The sequence below is a fragment of the Erysipelothrix sp. HDW6B genome, assembly GCF_011301115.1.
Taxonomy (GTDB): domain Bacteria; phylum Bacillota_I; class Bacilli_A; order Erysipelotrichales; family Erysipelotrichaceae; genus Erysipelothrix; species Erysipelothrix anatis.
Genome location: NZ_CP049860.1, coordinates 919,025 through 938,513, shown reverse-complemented (window position 1 = coordinate 938,513; position 19,489 = coordinate 919,025). Strand labels below are relative to the sequence as shown.

At 38.2% G+C, this 19,489-nt stretch carries 17 protein-coding genes; all 17 read right to left on the bottom strand.

The genetic code is table 11. The annotated features are described in order from the left end of the window. Positions 1-76 precede the first annotated feature (76 nt). Positions 77-988, bottom strand: coding sequence for a siderophore ABC transporter substrate-binding protein (locus G7061_RS04725; RefSeq protein WP_166121270.1), 912 nt, complete (start codon positions 986-988; stop codon positions 77-79). Between the two features lie 8 nt (positions 989-996). After that, on the bottom strand, positions 997-1,752 hold the full coding sequence (locus G7061_RS04720) for an ATP-binding cassette domain-containing protein (RefSeq protein ID WP_159640034.1): 756 nt from the start codon (positions 1,750-1,752) through the stop codon (positions 997-999). Beyond that, positions 1,749-2,678, bottom strand: coding sequence for an iron chelate uptake ABC transporter family permease subunit (locus tag G7061_RS04715; protein ID WP_166119373.1), 930 nt, complete (start codon positions 2,676-2,678; stop codon positions 1,749-1,751). The genes G7061_RS04720 and G7061_RS04715 overlap by 4 nt, the downstream gene beginning before the upstream one ends. Beyond that, positions 2,668-3,636 carry an ABC transporter permease gene (locus G7061_RS04710; protein ID WP_166119368.1) on the bottom strand — a complete coding sequence of 323 codons (969 nt, stop codon included), beginning with the start codon at positions 3,634-3,636 and terminating at the stop codon, positions 2,668-2,670. Before G7061_RS04710 ends, G7061_RS04715 begins: the two co-directional genes overlap by 11 nt. Beyond that, positions 3,626-3,757, bottom strand: coding sequence for a hypothetical protein (locus tag G7061_RS10935; RefSeq protein ID WP_255466701.1), 132 nt, complete (start codon positions 3,755-3,757; stop codon positions 3,626-3,628). Before G7061_RS10935 ends, G7061_RS04710 begins: the two co-directional genes overlap by 11 nt. 216 nt (positions 3,758-3,973) lie before the next feature. Beyond that, positions 3,974-5,689, bottom strand: coding sequence for an ABC transporter ATP-binding protein (locus G7061_RS04705; RefSeq protein WP_166119363.1), 1,716 nt, complete (start codon positions 5,687-5,689; stop codon positions 3,974-3,976). A 245-nt stretch (positions 5,690-5,934) separates the two neighbouring features. Continuing rightward, on the bottom strand, positions 5,935-7,770 hold the full coding sequence (locus G7061_RS04700; RefSeq protein ID WP_166119358.1) for an InlB B-repeat-containing protein: 1,836 nt from the start codon (positions 7,768-7,770) through the stop codon (positions 5,935-5,937). Between the two features lie 140 nt (positions 7,771-7,910). Continuing rightward, a complete protein-coding gene (gene gpmI, locus G7061_RS04695) occupies positions 7,911-9,473 on the bottom strand; it encodes a 2,3-bisphosphoglycerate-independent phosphoglycerate mutase (protein ID WP_159640024.1) in 1,563 nt (520 codons plus the stop codon). Between the two features lie 80 nt (positions 9,474-9,553). After that, on the bottom strand, positions 9,554-10,192 hold the full coding sequence (locus G7061_RS04690; protein WP_159640022.1) for an HAD family hydrolase: 639 nt from the start codon (positions 10,190-10,192) through the stop codon (positions 9,554-9,556). A gap of 6 nt (positions 10,193-10,198) precedes the next feature. Further along, entirely contained in the window at positions 10,199-10,882 is a 684-nt protein-coding gene (locus tag G7061_RS04685; RefSeq protein WP_166119354.1) for a metal-dependent hydrolase, read from the bottom strand. 55 nt (positions 10,883-10,937) lie between these two features. Further along, on the bottom strand, positions 10,938-12,731 hold the full coding sequence (locus tag G7061_RS04680) for an ABC transporter ATP-binding protein (RefSeq protein ID WP_166119351.1): 1,794 nt from the start codon (positions 12,729-12,731) through the stop codon (positions 10,938-10,940). Continuing rightward, entirely contained in the window at positions 12,731-14,461 is a 1,731-nt protein-coding gene (locus tag G7061_RS04675; RefSeq protein WP_159647073.1) for an ABC transporter ATP-binding protein, read from the bottom strand. Before G7061_RS04675 ends, G7061_RS04680 begins: the two co-directional genes overlap by 1 nt. Next, positions 14,458-14,886: a MarR family winged helix-turn-helix transcriptional regulator gene (locus G7061_RS04670; protein ID WP_159638092.1), complete on the bottom strand. Its 429-nt coding sequence runs from the start codon at positions 14,884-14,886 to the stop codon at positions 14,458-14,460. The genes G7061_RS04675 and G7061_RS04670 overlap by 4 nt, the downstream gene beginning before the upstream one ends. Positions 14,887-14,998: 112 nt before the next feature. Next, positions 14,999-15,940, bottom strand: a complete 942-nt coding sequence (locus G7061_RS04665; protein WP_166119346.1) for an ATP-binding cassette domain-containing protein — start codon at positions 15,938-15,940, stop codon at positions 14,999-15,001. Continuing rightward, entirely contained in the window at positions 15,933-17,021 is a 1,089-nt protein-coding gene (locus G7061_RS04660) for an ABC transporter ATP-binding protein (protein ID WP_166119339.1), read from the bottom strand. The genes G7061_RS04665 and G7061_RS04660 overlap by 8 nt, the downstream gene beginning before the upstream one ends. A gap of 11 nt (positions 17,022-17,032) precedes the next feature. Beyond that, entirely contained in the window at positions 17,033-17,959 is a 927-nt protein-coding gene (oppC, locus tag G7061_RS04655) for an oligopeptide ABC transporter permease OppC (protein WP_159638086.1), read from the bottom strand. Position 17,960: 1 nt separating this feature from the next. Next, the gene (locus G7061_RS04650; RefSeq protein WP_159638084.1) at positions 17,961-19,454 is read right to left on the bottom strand and encodes an ABC transporter permease; all 1,494 of its coding nucleotides are present in this window, start codon (positions 19,452-19,454) and stop codon (positions 17,961-17,963) included. Between the last annotated feature and the right edge of the window lie 35 nt (positions 19,455-19,489).

Sequence of the window (19,489 nt, the reverse complement as noted above, 5' to 3'; positions counted from 1 at the left end):
CCATAATGGAATAGAATCTAAGTGTCTAAAACAATACAAAAACAGGTAGCATAATGGAGTATATGCTACCTGTTTCTTATGAGAACAATGGTGTTAGTTCATTAACCATATCTAAAATTGCTTGGTATCCGCCTTCTGTTAAATACCAGCTTTCTGGATTTACATAGATAATTCGATTGTTTTTTGCTGCTGGAGTGTTGTTGACATAATCGTTATCCATGAGTGTTTTGGCTAAAGTTTTGCCACCTGTTACTGCAGCTCGGTCCATAACAATCATAATTTCTGGTTGTAATGCATTAATAAGTTCAAATGATACGGATGCACCATGTGTTGATGGATCAAGTTCATGATCAACTGGAGTAAAACCAAATTCGTTAAAGACATGATCGTAACGACTCTTGGCTCCGAATGATTTTGCTTCATCACCATTTGCCATGATAAACATAGTTGAAAGGTTCGATGCTTTTGCTTTCGTAGCCAGATTTGTTACAGCATCATTTAACGGTTTCATAGCATCTTTGAAATCTGTATCTGTATAGATTTTTGAAAGAGTATCGATATTTGTTGCGACGGATTCTAATAATCCAGCATCACTTGAATCACGTCCCATATAAATTGTAGGCGCTATTTTCGAAAGTTCATCGTAGTGTTTTGATGCACGCCCCGAAACAATAATTAGCTCTGGTCCATATTCTGCTAGAGCCTCTAAATTAGGCTCAAACAATGTTCCTGCGTCCATAACGGCCTCATCATTATAAGCATCCAACGACTTTGGTAGAGACGCTTTAGCAACTGCACCAACCGGCAGTTCAAACTTTTGATAAATATCTAAAATTCCCATGTCAAATATGACTACTTTATCGGGATTTAAGGTAACATTGGTCGTTCCAAGTTTATGGGTTATTTCAATATTTCCCTGTGTTTTTCCTTTGGGTGCACACCCTGCTAACACGAGCACCGCCATTAAAACTACAATAATTTTTTTCATATTTTCCTCTATTCTATAAATGCAACTTTATGAGAAGCACATCCTTGTACCGTAAACTTCATTCCATAAATATCAAACAACATGCGAGGATTGAGCACATCCTCAACACACCCATCACACATCAAACGACCATGTTTTAGTGCAATCACATTGTCAGCATAACGGTACACCATATTAATATCATGCATAATAATCACGACAGTTTTGTTTCGTTCATCCACAAGTCGACGAATGATTTCCATCATTTCATGTGCATGTTTTAAATCAAGATTATTTAAGGGTTCATCAAGCAACATGATATCTGTATCCTGTGCAAGTATCATCGCTATATAAACCCGTTGGAGTTGGCCCCCACTCAACGTATCAATGTATTTATCACGCAAATCTAAACAATTCATAAACGCTAATGATTCTTCCACAATCAAAAGATCCTCATCACACAGTTTCCCCTGGTTGTGTGGATACCTGCCAAAACAGACGAGATCTTTAACCGTCAATCTGAGGTTAATACCATTCGATTGTTTTAAGGTTCCTACCTTTTGCGCAAATTCCAAGTGACTATAGTCGTGGATATCTTTATGCGCTACAGATACACGTCCCTGAGTAGCTGGTTGGAGACGCCCTAAAATATTAAGTAATGTTGATTTCCCAGAACCATTCTCGCCAACAATGGCTGTGATTTTATTGCGATGAATGTCGAGTGTTAACGTATCCAATGCAAGAAAATCACCATATTTTTTTGATAGATTTGTTATTTCAATCATTTAAATCGCTCCCTTAACATGAGATAAATAAAGTAGACGCCCCCTAAAAGGTTAATAAATACACTAACACTTGTATTCAAATTCAACAGTCTTTCAAAGAGAAGTTGTGATGCCAGTAGCAAACTTGTAGAGAAGAAGACACCCTGCGTAATAATCGAACGCGTTGTGTGTTTCTGCAAGAATTCTCGTGCTACGTTCGTGCCGATAAGTCCTAAAAATCCTATAGGACCGACAAGCGCTGTAGAAATCGCAGTAAATAGCGCAACAATCGCTAAACTATAAATCTGAAATTGTGGTATATGGATGCCAAGATTTATAGCATGGTCAGTACCCAGAGCCACAACATCAATTTGATGATGGATGCGGTACACAAGAAACCAGCCTACCAAGGATAATCCCATACCAATAAATAATACATTGGTATCAACTGCATTAAACGATGCGAACGATTGACTTTGAATCATCGAGAATTCATTCGGATCCATCATCATTTGCATCGTGGCATTGATACTGGAAAATAACGTTCCAAGAACCGTTCCAACCAATAGTAATACAAACAGATCCCGTTGCATTTTTTTAAGAATAATGCCATAAAACAATGTACCAATACCGACCATTACAAAAACGGATACAAGAAAGTTTAAGGATGGTTTCATGAAGATTCCCAGTAAAAACACAATAACTGTTTGAACCAGAATATACATGCGTTCGAATCCCAACAGTGATGGCGTTAGAATTCGGTTGTTAGTCGTAACTTGAAAATAAGTTGTCGCGGTTGTAGTTAGCAGTGAAACGAACCACATCGCCAGCAATCGCGTACTACGACGATACATCAGGTATTGATAATTATTGCTATTCATTCCCCAAAAGAAGTATACAAGGGATAACATTACGGCAATTATGAGCCATTCATATCTACGTTTCATAATTACCTCGCAACAAAATAAATAAGAAGTACGCTGAACCTATAATCCCTAAAACTAGACTTACAGGCACTTCATATGGATAAATAACTAAGCGTGCTATGAGGTCACAAACGAGCAATAAATTTGCGCCCAACAATGCTGTATCTAAAAGCATGTCTTGATGACCATCGCCAAACCGATACGCAATGACATTGGGTACAATTAACCCTACAAACGGAATGCTTCCTATTGTTACAATGACACTTGCGCTTAGTGTTGCGACAATCAAGATTCCTAATAGCATGACACGTTTGTAGTTCATACCAATGTTATGGGCAAAATCTTCACCCATGGCGACGATACTAAACCGATGGACATAGTGAACCGCAATTATAATAAGTGGAATACTAATAAATAATAACTCGTATTTTCCTTGCAGGATTGGTGTGAAGCTACCTGTCATATAGCCTGACAAAACTTGTAACAAGTCAAACTTAAGGGCTAAAAATGTTGTGATAGAATCGATGATCATACCAATCATAATTCCTAATAATGGGACAAACACGATATTCTTAATTTTTAGTTTTGAAACTGCAGTCATAAATAGCACTGTGCTGACTGCAGCAAAGAGTAATGCAAAAATGGAAATGCTCCACAGCGATTGGTTTGATAAGACGATAAACGCAACCAAGATTCCCAAACGGGCGCCGTCCATCGTCACCGCAGTGGATGGTGAAACAAAGCGATTTTGTGATAGCTTTTGCATAATGAGACCTGCAATTGACAGCGAAATACCCGTGAGAATAACTGCAATAACTCGTGGCAAACGACTATACATTAATGTATGCCACGCATTGGTATTACCTGCGAGTAACTGTAACAACGACATGTCCAAAGCGCCTACGAATAGCGATGCAAGTCCTAAGAGAACAAGACATCCAACAGCTAAGTATCGATACTGATTACGATCAACTAACATATGAATTACCACATTCCTTGTACTCAATATCACAAACTTCACGATTTCTGACATTGAGTAAAAGCACTGCAAATGATGCATTATAAACATAGACTCGAGATTTTATTTGCATTATGTTCATTGAAATGCCTCCCTTGCTCTCTTAGTTTAGTTTTATTTAGAGAGCAAAACAATACAATTCACTAATCTAATTCGCAAATACTTTCACAAAGAACTGAATACTGCGGTTGTAACAATATTCTTGTGAAACACTGCACAAATTATACTAATGGATGATGATGGCTATTGAAATCATTATCATATAAAAAAAACAGCATGTGCTGTTCTCTTTTAAAATCTAGTACTGTGCATTATAGAGAGATGCATAAACTCCTTCTTGACGGATTAACGACTCATGGTCTCCAGTCTCTGCGATTTTATGATCATCCAACACAATAATCCGTTTCGCATTTCGAATTGTCGAAAGACGATGCGCAATGACGATTGTGGTTCGGTTAGCCGCAAGAGTTTCCATAGCTTCTTGAACGACACGCTCACTTTCATTATCCAACGATGAGGTTGCTTCATCAAAAATAAGTACAGGTGGATTCTTTAGGAACACACGCGCAATGCTTAAGCGTTGACGTTGTCCTCCCGACAATTTCACACCACGATGACCTATATCGGTTTGGTAACCATTTGGCAGTGACATAATAAAATCATGGGCATTGGCTTGTTTGGCTGCCGCAATGACATCGTCCATACTTGCATCATGTTTCGCATAAGCAATGTTCTCGTAGATTGTGCCCGAGAATAGATAAACTTCTTGCTGAACAATTCCAATGTTATTGCGCAATGAGTCAAAGGTAACATCACGGACATCTACCCCATCAATTCTAATCGCGCCGTGTGTAACGTCATAGAAGCGAGGTAATAAAGAAGTTAATGTTGATTTCCCCGATCCCGATGCACCAACAAGCGCTACAAATTCTCCTGAGTTGACTTCAAAATTAATGTCATCAAGAACATTGATTATTCCATCGTCATAGCAAAATGATACATGTTCAAACTCAATATTGCCATCCACTGTTCCAAGTACAATTGCCAGATCTTTTTCTTTAATGTTTGGCTCGATATCCATAAACTCTAAAAAGCGTTTGAACCCAGATGCACCATCTTGGAATAGAAGCATTGAGTGCATAAACTTAAGAATCGGATTGGTGAAATTAGACATGAGTAAGAAGAAAGCAAGAAGGTCTGCTAAGTCAATCGCATTCATGTACAATGCAAAGCCTCCAAAAGCAAGTAAGATTGCAGGCAAAGCCGTTATAAACCCATCAAGACCTTCATAGAATAAAATCTCCGATCGATAGAACGCCTTTTTACCTTCGATAAAAGTATTGCCTAACTCTGCAAACATCGCTTTTTCATGATCCTCATTCGCGAATGATTTAACGACACGAATTCCCGACAATGATTCTTCAATCGACGCATTCATATCGCTCATAATACCTCGGTTAACACCATATTGCTTCCCCATTCGTTGACTCATAACAAGAGCATAAATGAAAATTAAAGGAATCAAGGCGAAGAGTATCAGCGCAAGCTTTACATTTATGAGAAGCATTAGAATTAACGCTCCGACAAAACTCACGCTCGTCATAACCATATCTTCTGGTCCATGGTGTGCAAGCTCTCCAATATTGTATAAATCACCGGTGATTCGTGACATTAAAGAACCTACTTTATGATTGTCGTAAAAATCCAGGGACAAATCTTGATAATGTGAAAATAATTCTTTACGCATATCATTCTCAATACGAGCCCCCATCATGTGGCCTTGGTACGATAAATAGAATGATGCTGCTGTATAGATAAGAACCAGTAATAACATTCCTGTGACAACTGGTACAATGATTGAAACGTTACCGACTTCAAGTTCTTTTGTCGCATAGCGAATAATCATTGGAAAAAGTAGCGAAATCAGTGATAATGCAAAAGCACTCAATAACACCACAGTAAAAATAGCCTTATATGGCTTATAATATGAAAAAAAACGTTTAATATTGTTCATGTGAACCCTCTCTTAATTAATAATCGCGAGGTGTTTTCACAGTCAGAGTATTCTTATAGACTCGAGTGGAGCTGTGAACGCACGCTCATTTCGTTTTGGTTAGTAATCTTATGTAGAATTTTTTGCATGGTAATGCTCCTCTCTTTAATATGATTTACTATACACAGATTTATTTTGAATTGCAATCATTGTTCTATTATTCGAGAAAAAAGGAGCCTTAATTGGCTCCTTTGTATACATTTTCACTATTTTTGAAGACGTCGACGTTGCACTATTAGAAGGCCAGCCGCTGATAATACCAGTCCCACAAATACAAAATTATCGGAACTTTGTCCCGTTGCTGGTAACGTTTTATCAATAGATTTTGCTTCCCACTTCGCGAAAAGTGTAATATTTTTATCGACAGTGTCTGTATCAAAATTCCAAGATGTTGTCATGGCTTCATCCACAAACCATCCTTTAAAAGTATATCCTGAACGGCTTGGATCTAGCGGTTTGGAAATTTTTGCACCTTTTGATAGCCCCACTTGACTTGAAATGGCAGAGCCGCCATTACTGTCAAATGTAACATCAAACGTTTCAACCACTGGATTTACATCCCACTTAGCATAAAGTGTTGTGTTTCCAGTAACTGTGTTCGTATCGAAATTCCATGACGCTGTCATGGCTTCATCCACAAACCATCCTTTAAAAGTATATCCTGAACGGCTTGGATCTAGCGGTTTGGAAATTTTTGCACCTTTTGATAGCCCCACTTGACTTGAAACGGCAGAGCCGCCATTACTGTTAAATGTAACATCAAACGTTTCAACCACTGGATTTTCATCCCATTTTGCGAAAAGAGTCATATTATTCTCAACACGATTGAATGCAAAGTCCCATTTTTGGGTCAATGCTTGGTCAACGAACCACCCTTTGAAAGTAAATCCAGTTCGTGTTGTTTGCGGCATGGATATTGTTGAACCTGCTACAATATCGAGAATACTCTGAACTGCGGTTCCGCCGTTCGTCTCAAAATTTACAGTAAACTTCGGTTTCGCAATATTTATCATGAGATTCTCAATATCTGTTTTGTTCGCAAAATCACCGTTCGTGTAAAGACCGCCTTCAAACGTGTAATTTGCCTTAACGGTTGAATCATCAAGCTTAAATTGTTGAACAAATTCACGCGACTCACCAGGTGCGATCACATCATAACCCGCTTCAGTAGTTATGGGTTTGACGAAAATATCATCAATCAATTGCCAACCACCCTCTACTGGCACAAAGCCGTTTGCTTTTTCAAATAGATTAATATTTGTAATGTTATACGGACCTGTGTTTGTCACGGTATATTTGAGCGACAACGTTTTGTCTGCTGGGTTGAACGGTGTCTCAACTTCACGTGTTAATCCGTAATCTGCAAAGTAAACATAGCCAAATTTATTGTTTGCAGGCAAATCGCTTTCTGGACTAAAAGCACTGAATACAAAATATGGGTATGGCTTATCTGCACGTGGTTGTCCATTACCAACGACTTTATAATTAAATTTGATTGGACCTGATGCCTTCATTGATTTATATTGGGCACCATAAACACCATAATCACTGCCTTCTTCTGTTGGGCGCACATAGACACGGTATCCATTCTTTGTAAAATCTTGCGTTAGTTCCACAAATTGATCACGGTTAATTGTTGTATAATCTTCTCCACTTAACCATGTTGTAAATTCAATACCATCCGTTTGACCAAAATCCATAATTTTAACAACAGCACCATAATGTTGGTTGTCTTCAGTTACAAATTCTAATTTTGGAAATTCGATGCTTTGGAGTTCAATCGAACTATCCGTGGACTCAGAAAAGAAGTGAAACATCAGTGCCTCACGATACATCCCCTGCATGTGAGTTTGAACATCTGTATCAAATTCAAAGTTATTAATGGAATACGTAAATTCATCTCCAACTTTGACTGATTTGGAAGATGTGGTGAGACTGAGATCCGGATAGACCACTTTCTCTTGCGCATCCGCATGAACATTCATGCTTGCACCACTCATTAGTAAAACAAGGGTGACAAAAAGACTCATTATTTTTTTCATATTATACCCCCCGGTATGTTTTAATTATAGACCTATTTTATGTGTTTGTGAATATTTTTACATAAAATTAATATTTGCATGGCGTTCACATCAATAAAAAAACCAATTCCACAAAAAATTGTGAAATTGGTCGAGAAATATTATTTTTTAATTAAAGATGTTTCCCATACTGGATTTGGTTCAATATCAAGTAAGTCGGCAACTGTTGCTGCGACGTTAGCGAGTCCATAATTACCGTCTTGTTTTAGTTCCACATCGCGGTTGTAAACGATGAATGGTACTGGGTTCAGACTGTGTGATGTCTTCGCATTACCTTTTTTATCAATCATTTCATCAGCATTACCATGGTCTGCAAGAACGATTAAAGTTGCATCATGTTTTTCAACAACTGGTAACAAACGACCGATTGCAAGATCAACTGCTTCAACTGAAATAATCGAAGCGAGCATATCACCAGTATGTCCAACCATATCCCCATTAGGGAAGTTGAGACGAATGAAGTCATAGTTTCCACTTTGAATTGCAGCAATAACTTCATCAGTGATCTCTGCTGATTTCATCCAAGGACGTTGATCAAAAGTAACATCATCACCTTTGATTTCAACAAATGTTTCGAGTGTCTCATCAAATTTATCAAGTTTATTACCATTCCAGAAATATGTAACGTGTCCATATTTTTGAGTTTCTGAAATTGCGAATGATGACTTGTTATTTGCGATGAGTGTTTCAGTTAATGTATTTGAAATACGTGGAGGTTCAACTAAGAAGTTCGCTGGAATTCCTAAATCTCCATCGTATTGAAGCATCCCTGCAAATTTGACATTAGGAACACGAACACGGTCAAATTTATCAAATGACGCATCCCCTTCAAATGTTTTTGAAATTTCAAGCGCACGGTCACCACGGAAGTTAAAGAGAATTACGGAATCTCCATCAACGATTGGTGCAACTGCTTTACCATCTTTACCAACCACCCAAGCTGGAATATATTGGTCTGATAATTTTGGATCTTCAGTACGGAAGTGTTCGATTGCAGCTTGTGCCGATTCAAACATTTCTGCTTCACCCAAGACATGAGTTTTCCATCCACGTTCGACCATGCCCCAGTCCGCATCATAGCGATCCATTGTAACGAGCATACGACCACCACCACTTGCGAATTCAGCGTGGAATGTGTCATCATTCAATGCATCCATAACTGCTTGGATACGGTCAATATAAATAAGTGCTGATTGTTGTTCAACATCTCGACCATCTTGAAGTGCATGTAATGCTAAGTGTTTAACACCAGAATTTTTAGCTTCTTTAATTAATGCCTCGACATGGTTAACATGTGCATGAACATTTCCATCTGATAATAACCCTAAAAGATGTAACGTATTGTTTTCGAGTGAATCGGTTAATAGGTTCCATGCTTTTGATTCAAAAAGACTGCCATCTTCGATTGATTCATTAACAAGTTTCGCACCTTGTGAGAAAATTTGTCCAGATCCTAAAGCATTGTGACCTACTTCTGAGTTTCCCATGTCTTCATCTGTTGGTAATCCAACTGCAAGTCCATGAGCTTTTAATTCAATATTTGGTGAGCTTTCCATTAATTTATCGAGGAATGGAGTATGTGCTTGAGCAACTGCGTTACCTTCAACTTGGTCTGTTAAACCAACACCATCCATGACAATTAAAACTACAGGTTTCTTATTCATAAAATCCTCCTACATACTGCTCTATTTTAGCATTTTTTTTGGGTGCTTGCTAGACAAAAGAAAAGCCTGTATGCTACAGGCTAAAAGAATGTTAGAATTTCATCCATAGATGCTAGTATTTGTGAAGCGCCATGCATTTTTAACTCTTCCACAGCACGGAAACCCCATGCGACCCCGATTGGTGTCATGCCAGCATTTGCGGCAGTCTTCATATCGACATCACTATCACCTACAAAAAGAATCTCGCTTGGATCTACACCCATTGTTTGTGCAATGGATAATGGATAATGTGGGTTTGGCTTATGTTTGCCATCAAACTGATCACCAATCACGGCCACAAAATCAATATCACCCAGATACGCTTCTACAATTCCATCAGTATATTCCTGTTTTTTGTTGGTTGCGATTGCGATTGGAACATTACGCTCATTCAACGTCGTTAATGTTGCAACAACGGTATCGTAGGGCTCAGAATCATCCGCATAATGATGCGCATAATCATCGAGGAAATCTTGAAGTAATCCCTCAAAATCACCATAACCCTCAGGCATGGAACGCTCTGCGAGTTTAGGAATGCCATTACCAACAAATGTTTGATAGGTTACGAGTGTATGTGTTGGTAAACCACGCTTTTCAAGTGAGCGGTTCATACTGTTTCCCATATCTGCGATGGTATTCATCAATGTCCCATCCAAGTCAAAAATTACTGCTTTATACATTTAATACTATGCCTCGATTCTAAAAATATGATTTTTATACAATGGTTTGTAACACTGTGTACTTGCGATTTGCTCTGTCCAATTCAAGAACGATTCAAGATTATGAATACTTTCTCCAAACTGCATTGGGAAAAAGTACTTCGGTTTAAAACGCTTGATAACAGTTCGTGCACCTAAGTCATAGTCTTGCATCATTTCTGGATCAATTGAAAACATCATTAGATCGATTGTCTCAAAGCGATGGAGTGGAATCAAGGCATTCTCAAAGCGTTCAACAGCTGACTTGATTTGTCGTTGTGTTGAAAGTCGTGACCAATGCCAGTTGTTCAAATCACCACCGTGAACAATCACGCGATGCTTTTCCTCGATTACGAAATAGACACCCGAGCGGGTCGCTTGATAGACATACACACGTGCATGACCCAGGTGAAGGATATCCCCGGGCTCAACCTTTTGTACATCAATCGAGCCTGTTACATTCTTTGTACCCCCATAAAATACAGGTTTACGATATGCCAAGATGGAGTCACTAAACCGCTTCTCATCTGTGCTCGTCACAAAGAAATAGTTAGGCTTCTTACTAAATAAATAATGCGATGGTAATTGTCCCCCTACATAATCAAAAACATAAATACCAGACTCTGTTTCAACCGTATATCCACAATTATCTAAATATTCTACATTTAACATATATGTTACCCCCGACAGGCTAATTATAACAAGAAAAAGGTGGCAAAAGCCACCTTTACGTTAATTGTGTTTGACCTGAGTACAGCGATGCATAGCGACCACCCATAGCCACTAATTCATCATGATCCCCACGTTCAATAATTTCTCCGTGTTCTAAAACGATAATTGCATCGGAATTTCGCACCGTTGAAAGACGGTGAGCAATAATGAAGGTTGTTCGACCTTCCATTAATGAATCCATTCCTTGCTCGATTAGACGTTCTGTTCGGGTATCAATAGATGATGTTGCTTCATCAAGGATTAAAATACTTGGGTTCGCAACCGCTGCTCGCGCAATATTGAGCAGTTGCTTCTGTCCTTGTGAAAGCTCAGAACCCGTACCACTTATTACAGTATTATAACCATGTTCTAAAGTTTGAATGAAATGATGCGCGTTCGCAAGTTTCGCTGCGTCGATACATTCTTCATCGGTTGCTTCAAGATTTCCATAACGAATATTTTCCATGATTGTTCCACTAAACAAGTGTGTATCTTGAAGTACCATTGCAATATGCTTACGTAAGCTATAACGGTTGATTTCCGAAATTTCCTGACCATCTATAAAAATTTTTCCTGCATTGATTTCGTAGAATCGTGAAATCAAGTTCGTAATGGTTGTCTTACCAGCACCCGTTGATCCAACGAATGCGATTTTCTGGCCAGGGTTTGCCCAAAAGGAAACATCTTTAAGAACAGGAACATCTGGATTATAGCCAAATGTAACATTCTCAAAACGAACATCTCCAATTACGTTATCCAAGATAACATCATCAGCATTTACCATTTCCTCTGTCCAATCAAGCAATTCAAAGATACGCTCAGCTGAGGCAATTGCAGATTGCAATGTTGTGAACTGACTCGATATCTCATTGATTGGTTTTCCTTGTGTCCGTGTCATATTAACATAGGCACCAAGGTTTGCGACACTCAACATCCCATTAATAGATAACCAACCACCCGCAATCCCAATGATTGCATAGCTTATTGTATTAATATTCTGCATTAAAGGATAAATCATAATAGAAATAATTTGTGCAAACTGCGAGTTTTTTCGATAGATTTTATTCTTAACTTGAAAATCTTCTCGCGCTTGTGCTTCATGGTTGAAAAGTTGCATCACCATTTGGCCTTCCATCGTTTCCTCGATATAACCATTTAAATCACCCAATGATTGTTGTTGTCGCTTCGAGTAAATTCGCGATTTCTTAATAATGACATTTGACATCAAACTTAATAACGGAATGATAATCAGGGTTAAAACAGTTAAAATCGGACTCAACATAAACATAACGATAATTGTACCAATCAACGTAAAAACATTGATGATAATGGAAGCTGCAGCGGTATTTAAGCCTTCACCAACCAAATCAATATCATTGGTGAAACGACTCATTAAATCCCCATGTGCATTCGCATCATGATGGCTGACTTTCATACGTAAGACATGTGAGAACATTTCTTTCCGAATGGTTTCCACCGTTCTCTGAGATATCTTTACCATCAAACGTGCAGACAAATACATTGTTGCAACTTCAATAGCAAAAATTACAGCCAACACTAGAATTTGAACTCCTAATTGTTCAATCATCATGTTGCGGGTAATAACACCATTTAAAGCATTTTGAATAATTTGAATCATTGGTGAGATGGCATACGCTCCATAAAGCCCACCTAATGTCGATAAGACCGACGCAATGATAACTACTGTCAATAAGACTTTACTTTCACCAAGGTATGAAATCAAACGTCCCAAAGTTTTCTTCTGATCTTTAGGCTTATGCTTTCCGATAACTAAACTTTTTTGACTCATTACTCCATACCTCCTTTACTCATTTGACTGTGATAGATTTCTTGGTAAACGGTACATGATTCAAGGAGTTCATCATGTTTACCCAAACCAACAATCCGTCCTTCGTCCAATACCACGATTTTATCGCTGTCAGCAACTGAGCTGATTTTTTGAGCGATACTAATTACCGTAGTTTCACTATACATTTTGGCAATGGATGCTTTGACAGTTTGTTCCGTTGCAGCATCCAATGCGCTCGTACTGTCATCCAAAACAAGGATACGTGGATTCACCATTAACGCACGAGCAATACATAAACGTTGACGTTGTCCACCTGAGAAGTTCGTTCCACCCTGTTGTACAGGATAATCAAATCCTTGCGGATTTTCTTGGATAAACGAGTAGATTGAACTTGCCTCAGTAGCCCGACGCATGTCCGCTTCAGTTCCATTTTCGTTACCGAGTCGTAGGTTTCCACCAATTGTTCCAGTAAACAGGACATTCTTTTGCGGCACAAAGCCAAATTGGCTACGTAAGAACGCCATATCCAGATTTCTGATATCAACACCGTCTAGCGTGATCTTTCCTTCAGAGACGTCGATTAAACGTGCCATGAGGTTTATTAAGGTAGACTTACCACTTCCCGTAGATCCAATAATTCCAATATGCTCACCCGGGTTAATATCTAGATTAATGTTATGAAGTACATTATTCGCATCATCATAGTAACGATACGACACATCTTCAAATCGAATGTGTCCTTTAACATCATCTAATTGGTATGCGTCTGTAGCATTACGAATATCTGAATCAGTATCCAATACTTCTGATAAACGAATGACTGACGCTTTACTTCGTGATACCATCATCAGAACATTCGTAATCATCATCATAGAGAACATCGTAAATCGTAAATAGTTGATGAACACAAGCAAGTCTCCAACTTGAATCATATTTTGATCCACAATCAAGAATGCCGAAATCCAAACGATAAATAATGTTGCAAAGTGAACCGCACCCGTTAAGGCCGGGTTCATCACAATCATCAAATTCATTGCTGATACGTTCGCATCAAACAATTGTTTATTCTCTGTATCAAATCCGTCATCCTCAAAATCTTCTCGAACAAATGATTTGATAACGCGTATATTCATGAGCGACTCTTGAACTTTACGGTTCATATGGTCAACCATTTTTTGTAATTTTACAAATCGTGGGAACCCTGCTTTAATGACATAAATTAAAACAAGTGATAGAAAAACTACAGCACCGAGCATTACCCAAGATAACTCTGGGCTAATAATGTATGTCAGGTATACTGTACTCACCAAGAACACCGGCGCCCTTACTAAAAGACGCAAACACATCATAAGTGTTCTTTGTAAAAAGTTAACGTCATTGGTTAAACGTGTAACAAGTGAAGACGTTTGAAACGTTGACATATTCTTAATTGAAAATGTTTGAATCCGTTTAAATAAATCTTCACGTAATCGTAATGCAAAGTTATTTGAGACTTGAGATGGAAACACAAGACCTAACATTGCCACTGCAGCTGCGAATAAAGCCAGCCCCATCATCTTGAGACCTACAGACAAAATAACATTAAAGTCTGATTGTGCAATCCCTACATCAATGATTTCAGCCATCAATTGTATTTGGTACAGTTCGATAAACGCAACACCACCTACAAAGATAATTCCCAATATCGCAGCTGGAATTTCAGGTTTAAAATACTTAAAAAATTTCTTCATCTTTCCAACTCCTTTTCCAAATCATCTAACATAATTTTAAATGTAACAGCTAAATTTTCGCGTTGTGATTCTGACAGTGATTGAAAAAGCACTGTATCAATACGCTCAAACCCTTCTGTAAAATCTAGTACGAGCTCTTCCCCTTTGTCAGATAGAAATAGGTGCTTCTCCCTACGATCTGACTCACTTACTGCTCTATTAATGTACCCAGCTGCTTCGAGGCGCTTCACGGTCACTGAAACGGACTCCTTTGATACGTTCATAATTTCAACAAGTTCTTTTTGCGTAATTCCCGGATTACGTTTCAAAGTCGATAAAAATCGTGGTTGTCCAATATAGAGATCGTAATCATCTAAATAGTTTTGAACAACTGCACGATGTTTTGACGTCACTTGTCTGAAAAGCGTAATAAGCTGGTTTTCCATACTATCTCTCCTTAATTAGTTAGTCGACTAACTAATTATAGCATAGTCACTTTCTGTTGCAACCTATAATGCTCTAGATAAAGAAAAAGCGTCGCATGGACGCTTTTTTTGATTATTGCGTTGCAAGTTCTGCTCGGTAAGCAGTAACTTCTTCTTCATTTGCCCAAACAAAATGTCCAGGTCGAATTTCTACGAAAGAAGGTTTTGACGTTTCATAATCGTGCATATCTTCTTTATAGATGATAAGTTTTTTATTGCGTTCAACTTGTGGATCCGGAACCGGAACCGCAGAAAGCAATGATTTTGTATATGGGTGAATTGGGTTACGGAACAATTCTTCTGTCTCTGTTAACTCAACAATAACCCCATGATGGATAACTGCAATACGATCCGCAATGAAACGAACAACAGATAAATCATGCGCAACAAATAGGTATGTGAGCGATTTATCTTCTTGAAGTTCTTTCAAAAGGTTTAGAACCTGCGCGCGAATTGATACATCAAGTGCTGAAATCGGTTCATCAGCAATAACAAACTTGGGTTCCATGACAAGCGCACGAGCGATCCCAATACGTTGACGTTGGCCACCTGAGAATTCATGCGGATAACGTGTCAAGTGTTCTGGAAGTAAACCAACGCGTTGAATGATATTTTCAACTTTTTCAATACGGTCTTCTTCATTTTTATAGAGTTTAAAGTTATGAAGTCCTTCAGAGACAATATAGTCTACAGTAGCACGTTCATTTAATGATGCAGCTGGATCTTGGAAAATCATTTGAACATTTTTAATAATGTTCTCACGATCTTTCTTCGCCATTTTACGCTTAATTTGAAGATCTTCAAATTGAATTTCTCCATCAGCAATTTCGTTAATTCCGACGATTGTACGACCAATAGTCGTTTTACCGGATCCTGATTCACCTACAAGCGCAAACGTTTCGCCACGATAAATATCAAAGCTAACTTTATTTACAGCGGTAAATACATTTTTACCACTACCGAATTGAACAACAAGGTCCTTAATCGATACTATAACATCTTTATCTTTAGACATTTGTTGATTCCTCCTCAGTGTGCATATGTTTTGATTTATTCATGCTTTCAATTTTCAGAATTTTACTGTGTAAGTCACGAATAACTTCTGGTTTCTCAATTTTTGGAGCACGTTCATCACACAACCATGTTCGCGCAAAATGAGTTTCTGAAAGTTGGAAACGTGGTGGTTCTTCTTCAAAATCAATTTGCATCGCAAATGGATTACGCGGTGCAAAAGCATCCCCCACAACTTCATTATAAAGTGATGGTGGTGTTCCTGTAATCGAGAAGAGTTTTTCACCTTTAACGCCTAATTGAGGTAATGATGATAGTAATGACCATGTGTAAGGATGGCGGCTTTCATAGAAGATTTCCTCTACCGAACCATACTCTACAATTTGGCCTGAATACATAACAGCTACTTTATCTGCAACCGATGCAACAACACCTAAATCATGCGTAATATAAATTGTTGTAAATCCATAGTCTTTTTGTAAGTCTTTGATTAATTCAAGAATTTGAGCTTGAATGGTAACATCCAATGCTGTAGTTGGTTCATCACAAATTAAAATATTTGGACGACACGCCAATGCAATGGCAATAACGATACGTTGACGCATCCCTCCTGAGTATTGGAAAGGATAATCATCAAAACGTTTCTCAGCCATCGGAATTCCTGTACGCTTCATCAAACTGATAGCCTCAGCTTTAGCTTCCACTTTTGACATACCTTGATGCTTGATAATTACTTCCGTAATTTGCGAACCAATAGTACGAATTGGGTTCAATGATGTCATTGGATCCTGAAAGACCGTTGCAATTTTTGCACCACGAATGGATTCCCATTCTTTGTCTGTTTTAATATCGGTTAAAACAATGTCGTTATAGCTAATTTTACCAGATGAGATATATCCATTAGATTCTAACATCCCAGTAAATGTTTTCGTAAGAACCGATTTACCAGATCCTGATTCACCTACAATTGCGAGTGTTTCATTTTCTAGAATATCAAGCGAAAGATTACGGATCGCTGTTAACTCGCGATCACGAACCTTAAACTTTACGACGATATCTTCTACTTTTAATATAGTTTTATTCATAATGCACCGCCTTACATGTGTGTTCTTGGATCTGAGGCATCAGCAAGTGTTTGTCCAACGATATAGAGTGAGACAGATACAAGCGCTAAAACTCCTACAGGAATCCAGAACAGATATGGATGAGTTGTCATACTTGATGTATACGTTGAAATAATACGACCAAGTGATGGAATATTCGCTCCAAGTCCAACACCAATATAGGAAAGGAAAACTTCACTAGAGATGAAAGCTGGAAGAGAACGAGACATTTGCGTTACGATAACTGAAATTAAGTAAGGCAAAATGTTCTTTTGAATAACACGCGGAAGCGGTGTTCCTAATGTTTGTGACGCAAGGTTATATTCACGATCACGCATGATCATAACTTGAATCCGAATGCTATATGCCGTACCAACCCAACTGGTGATACACATCGCAAATAGAAGATTCCAGAAGCCCGATCCCATTGCATATGAAATAACGATAACAATTAAGATGTATGGAACGTTACTTACAACGTTATATACTTCGATCATAATTCGATCTAAATGTTTTGAATAACCCCACACAGCTCCAACAGTAATACCTACAACAAATGTAAAGAGCGTTGCAAGCAACCCGATTGAAAGAGACGTCTTAGCCCCCGCCCATACGGCATCGAAGAGTGAGTGACCATTTCCATCGGTACCAAACCAGTATTGGAATGATGGCCATTGGTAACGAGCACCAATATCATTAATGTTTGATGTATCCATGAAGTCATATCCTGAGAACATCGGTTGAATAAATGACATAAGTAATGTTAATGCCAATACGACAAGCATCGTAACAGCTACTTTATTACTAATAAATTTACGCCAAACAGAGTTCCAATAGGAGTAGCGTGGTGCATCAATACGTTCTGACGCTAGAGCATCAAGTTTTACGAACTGAAATCTTTCGTCTGCTGTTTTTTGCATGCTATTTTCCTCCCTTTGTATCAAGTTTGATTCGTGGGTCAACTTTTGTTAACAGAATATCCCCAAGGAGTACTGAAATAATTGACATTGTTGTAAAGATGAATACTAGTCCAATAACGATTGCATTATTATGTTGCAATATCGCATCCGGTAACATTTTACCCATCCCAGGCATAGCAAATACTTGCTCAGTAATTGTTGCCCCTGCAATCGCACCGATCACAGATGCTGGAATACCTGCTGTAATTGGAATAATTGCATTTTTGAAAATATGATTTTTAGAAATTTCTTTATCTGAAAGACCTTTTGCTTTCGCAAATTTAACATAGTCTGCGGATTGTTGGTCAATCATATAACGACGAATCCACATCATAATTCCAGAAACTGAAAGAAGTGCAAGAATAATCGTAGGCATTACGTAAGATAGCGGATTTGAAGGTCCCAATGTTGGGAAGTTCTCAGGCATTCCAAAGAATGATGATCCAATCATACGGAAGAAGTAAACTGAAGCTAAACTTGGAACCGAGATTAAAACAGTAATGATTGCAACACCAAAACGGTCCACAAACATTCCTTTTTTACGTGCCATAACAACTCCAGCAGGAACTGCTATTGCATAAGCTAGAATAACCGACATTACTCCTGTAATAAATGACATACTCAACATTGAAGGGGCATCATTTACTGAAAGACAGTCTGTATAGTTATCATTAAAGTTTTCTTTATCGAGTCGGTCTAGGCGATCGGATGGACGGTACTTACATGTTCCAAAGTCGAGTGCGGAATTCCCTGTTTTTCCAGTTTCAAAAGTAACTTGACGTGATACTGGTGATCCTTGTGACCCACCAATTACCTGTGTTACATCTTGTCCCTTGTAAGTTGGATATGCTTTTCCTAGATTGATTTTAATAAAGTTTTGATGAATAAATGGGAATGTACCATTTATATAAAGTTGATTTTTGCTTTCACAGCCATCACAAGTGACAGCTAATCCAACATTCTCATTCATTGATAGCCCTAATCCACGGGATAAATCAGGATTTGACGCATCCTGAACTCTCCATGGATGGTCAATTTGTAAGAATGATCCGTAAAAACGGACAACTTTTTCGAGTGTAGGTATTTCTCGTGTTGCATAAGGTTTTCCTGACATAGGCATAGTGTTAACTACCCATTTGGAATTCGCTTGTGCCCAAGCATCGATATATTGTTTACCATTTCCATCAACACAGTCTGTGTACTCTGCATCTGTTGATGTAGCAGCTGTACAAAGTTGTGAAGGATTATAGTAATCCAAATAACCGTTACTTTGGTATGTGACATTTTCATAGTCTAAAAGTTCATCTGGTTGTGCTTTCAATTTTGTATAGGTAGGATCTGAGACAAAAATATCTTGACGTGGAACCAATGAGTATACAAGAACGAAAGCAATTGTTGTTACGATAAGAATCGAAAGAATTGAACGCAGAATACGTTGCAATACATATTTTTTCATTGCTTTACCTCCTTAGCGCCACAAAATGAGGGTTA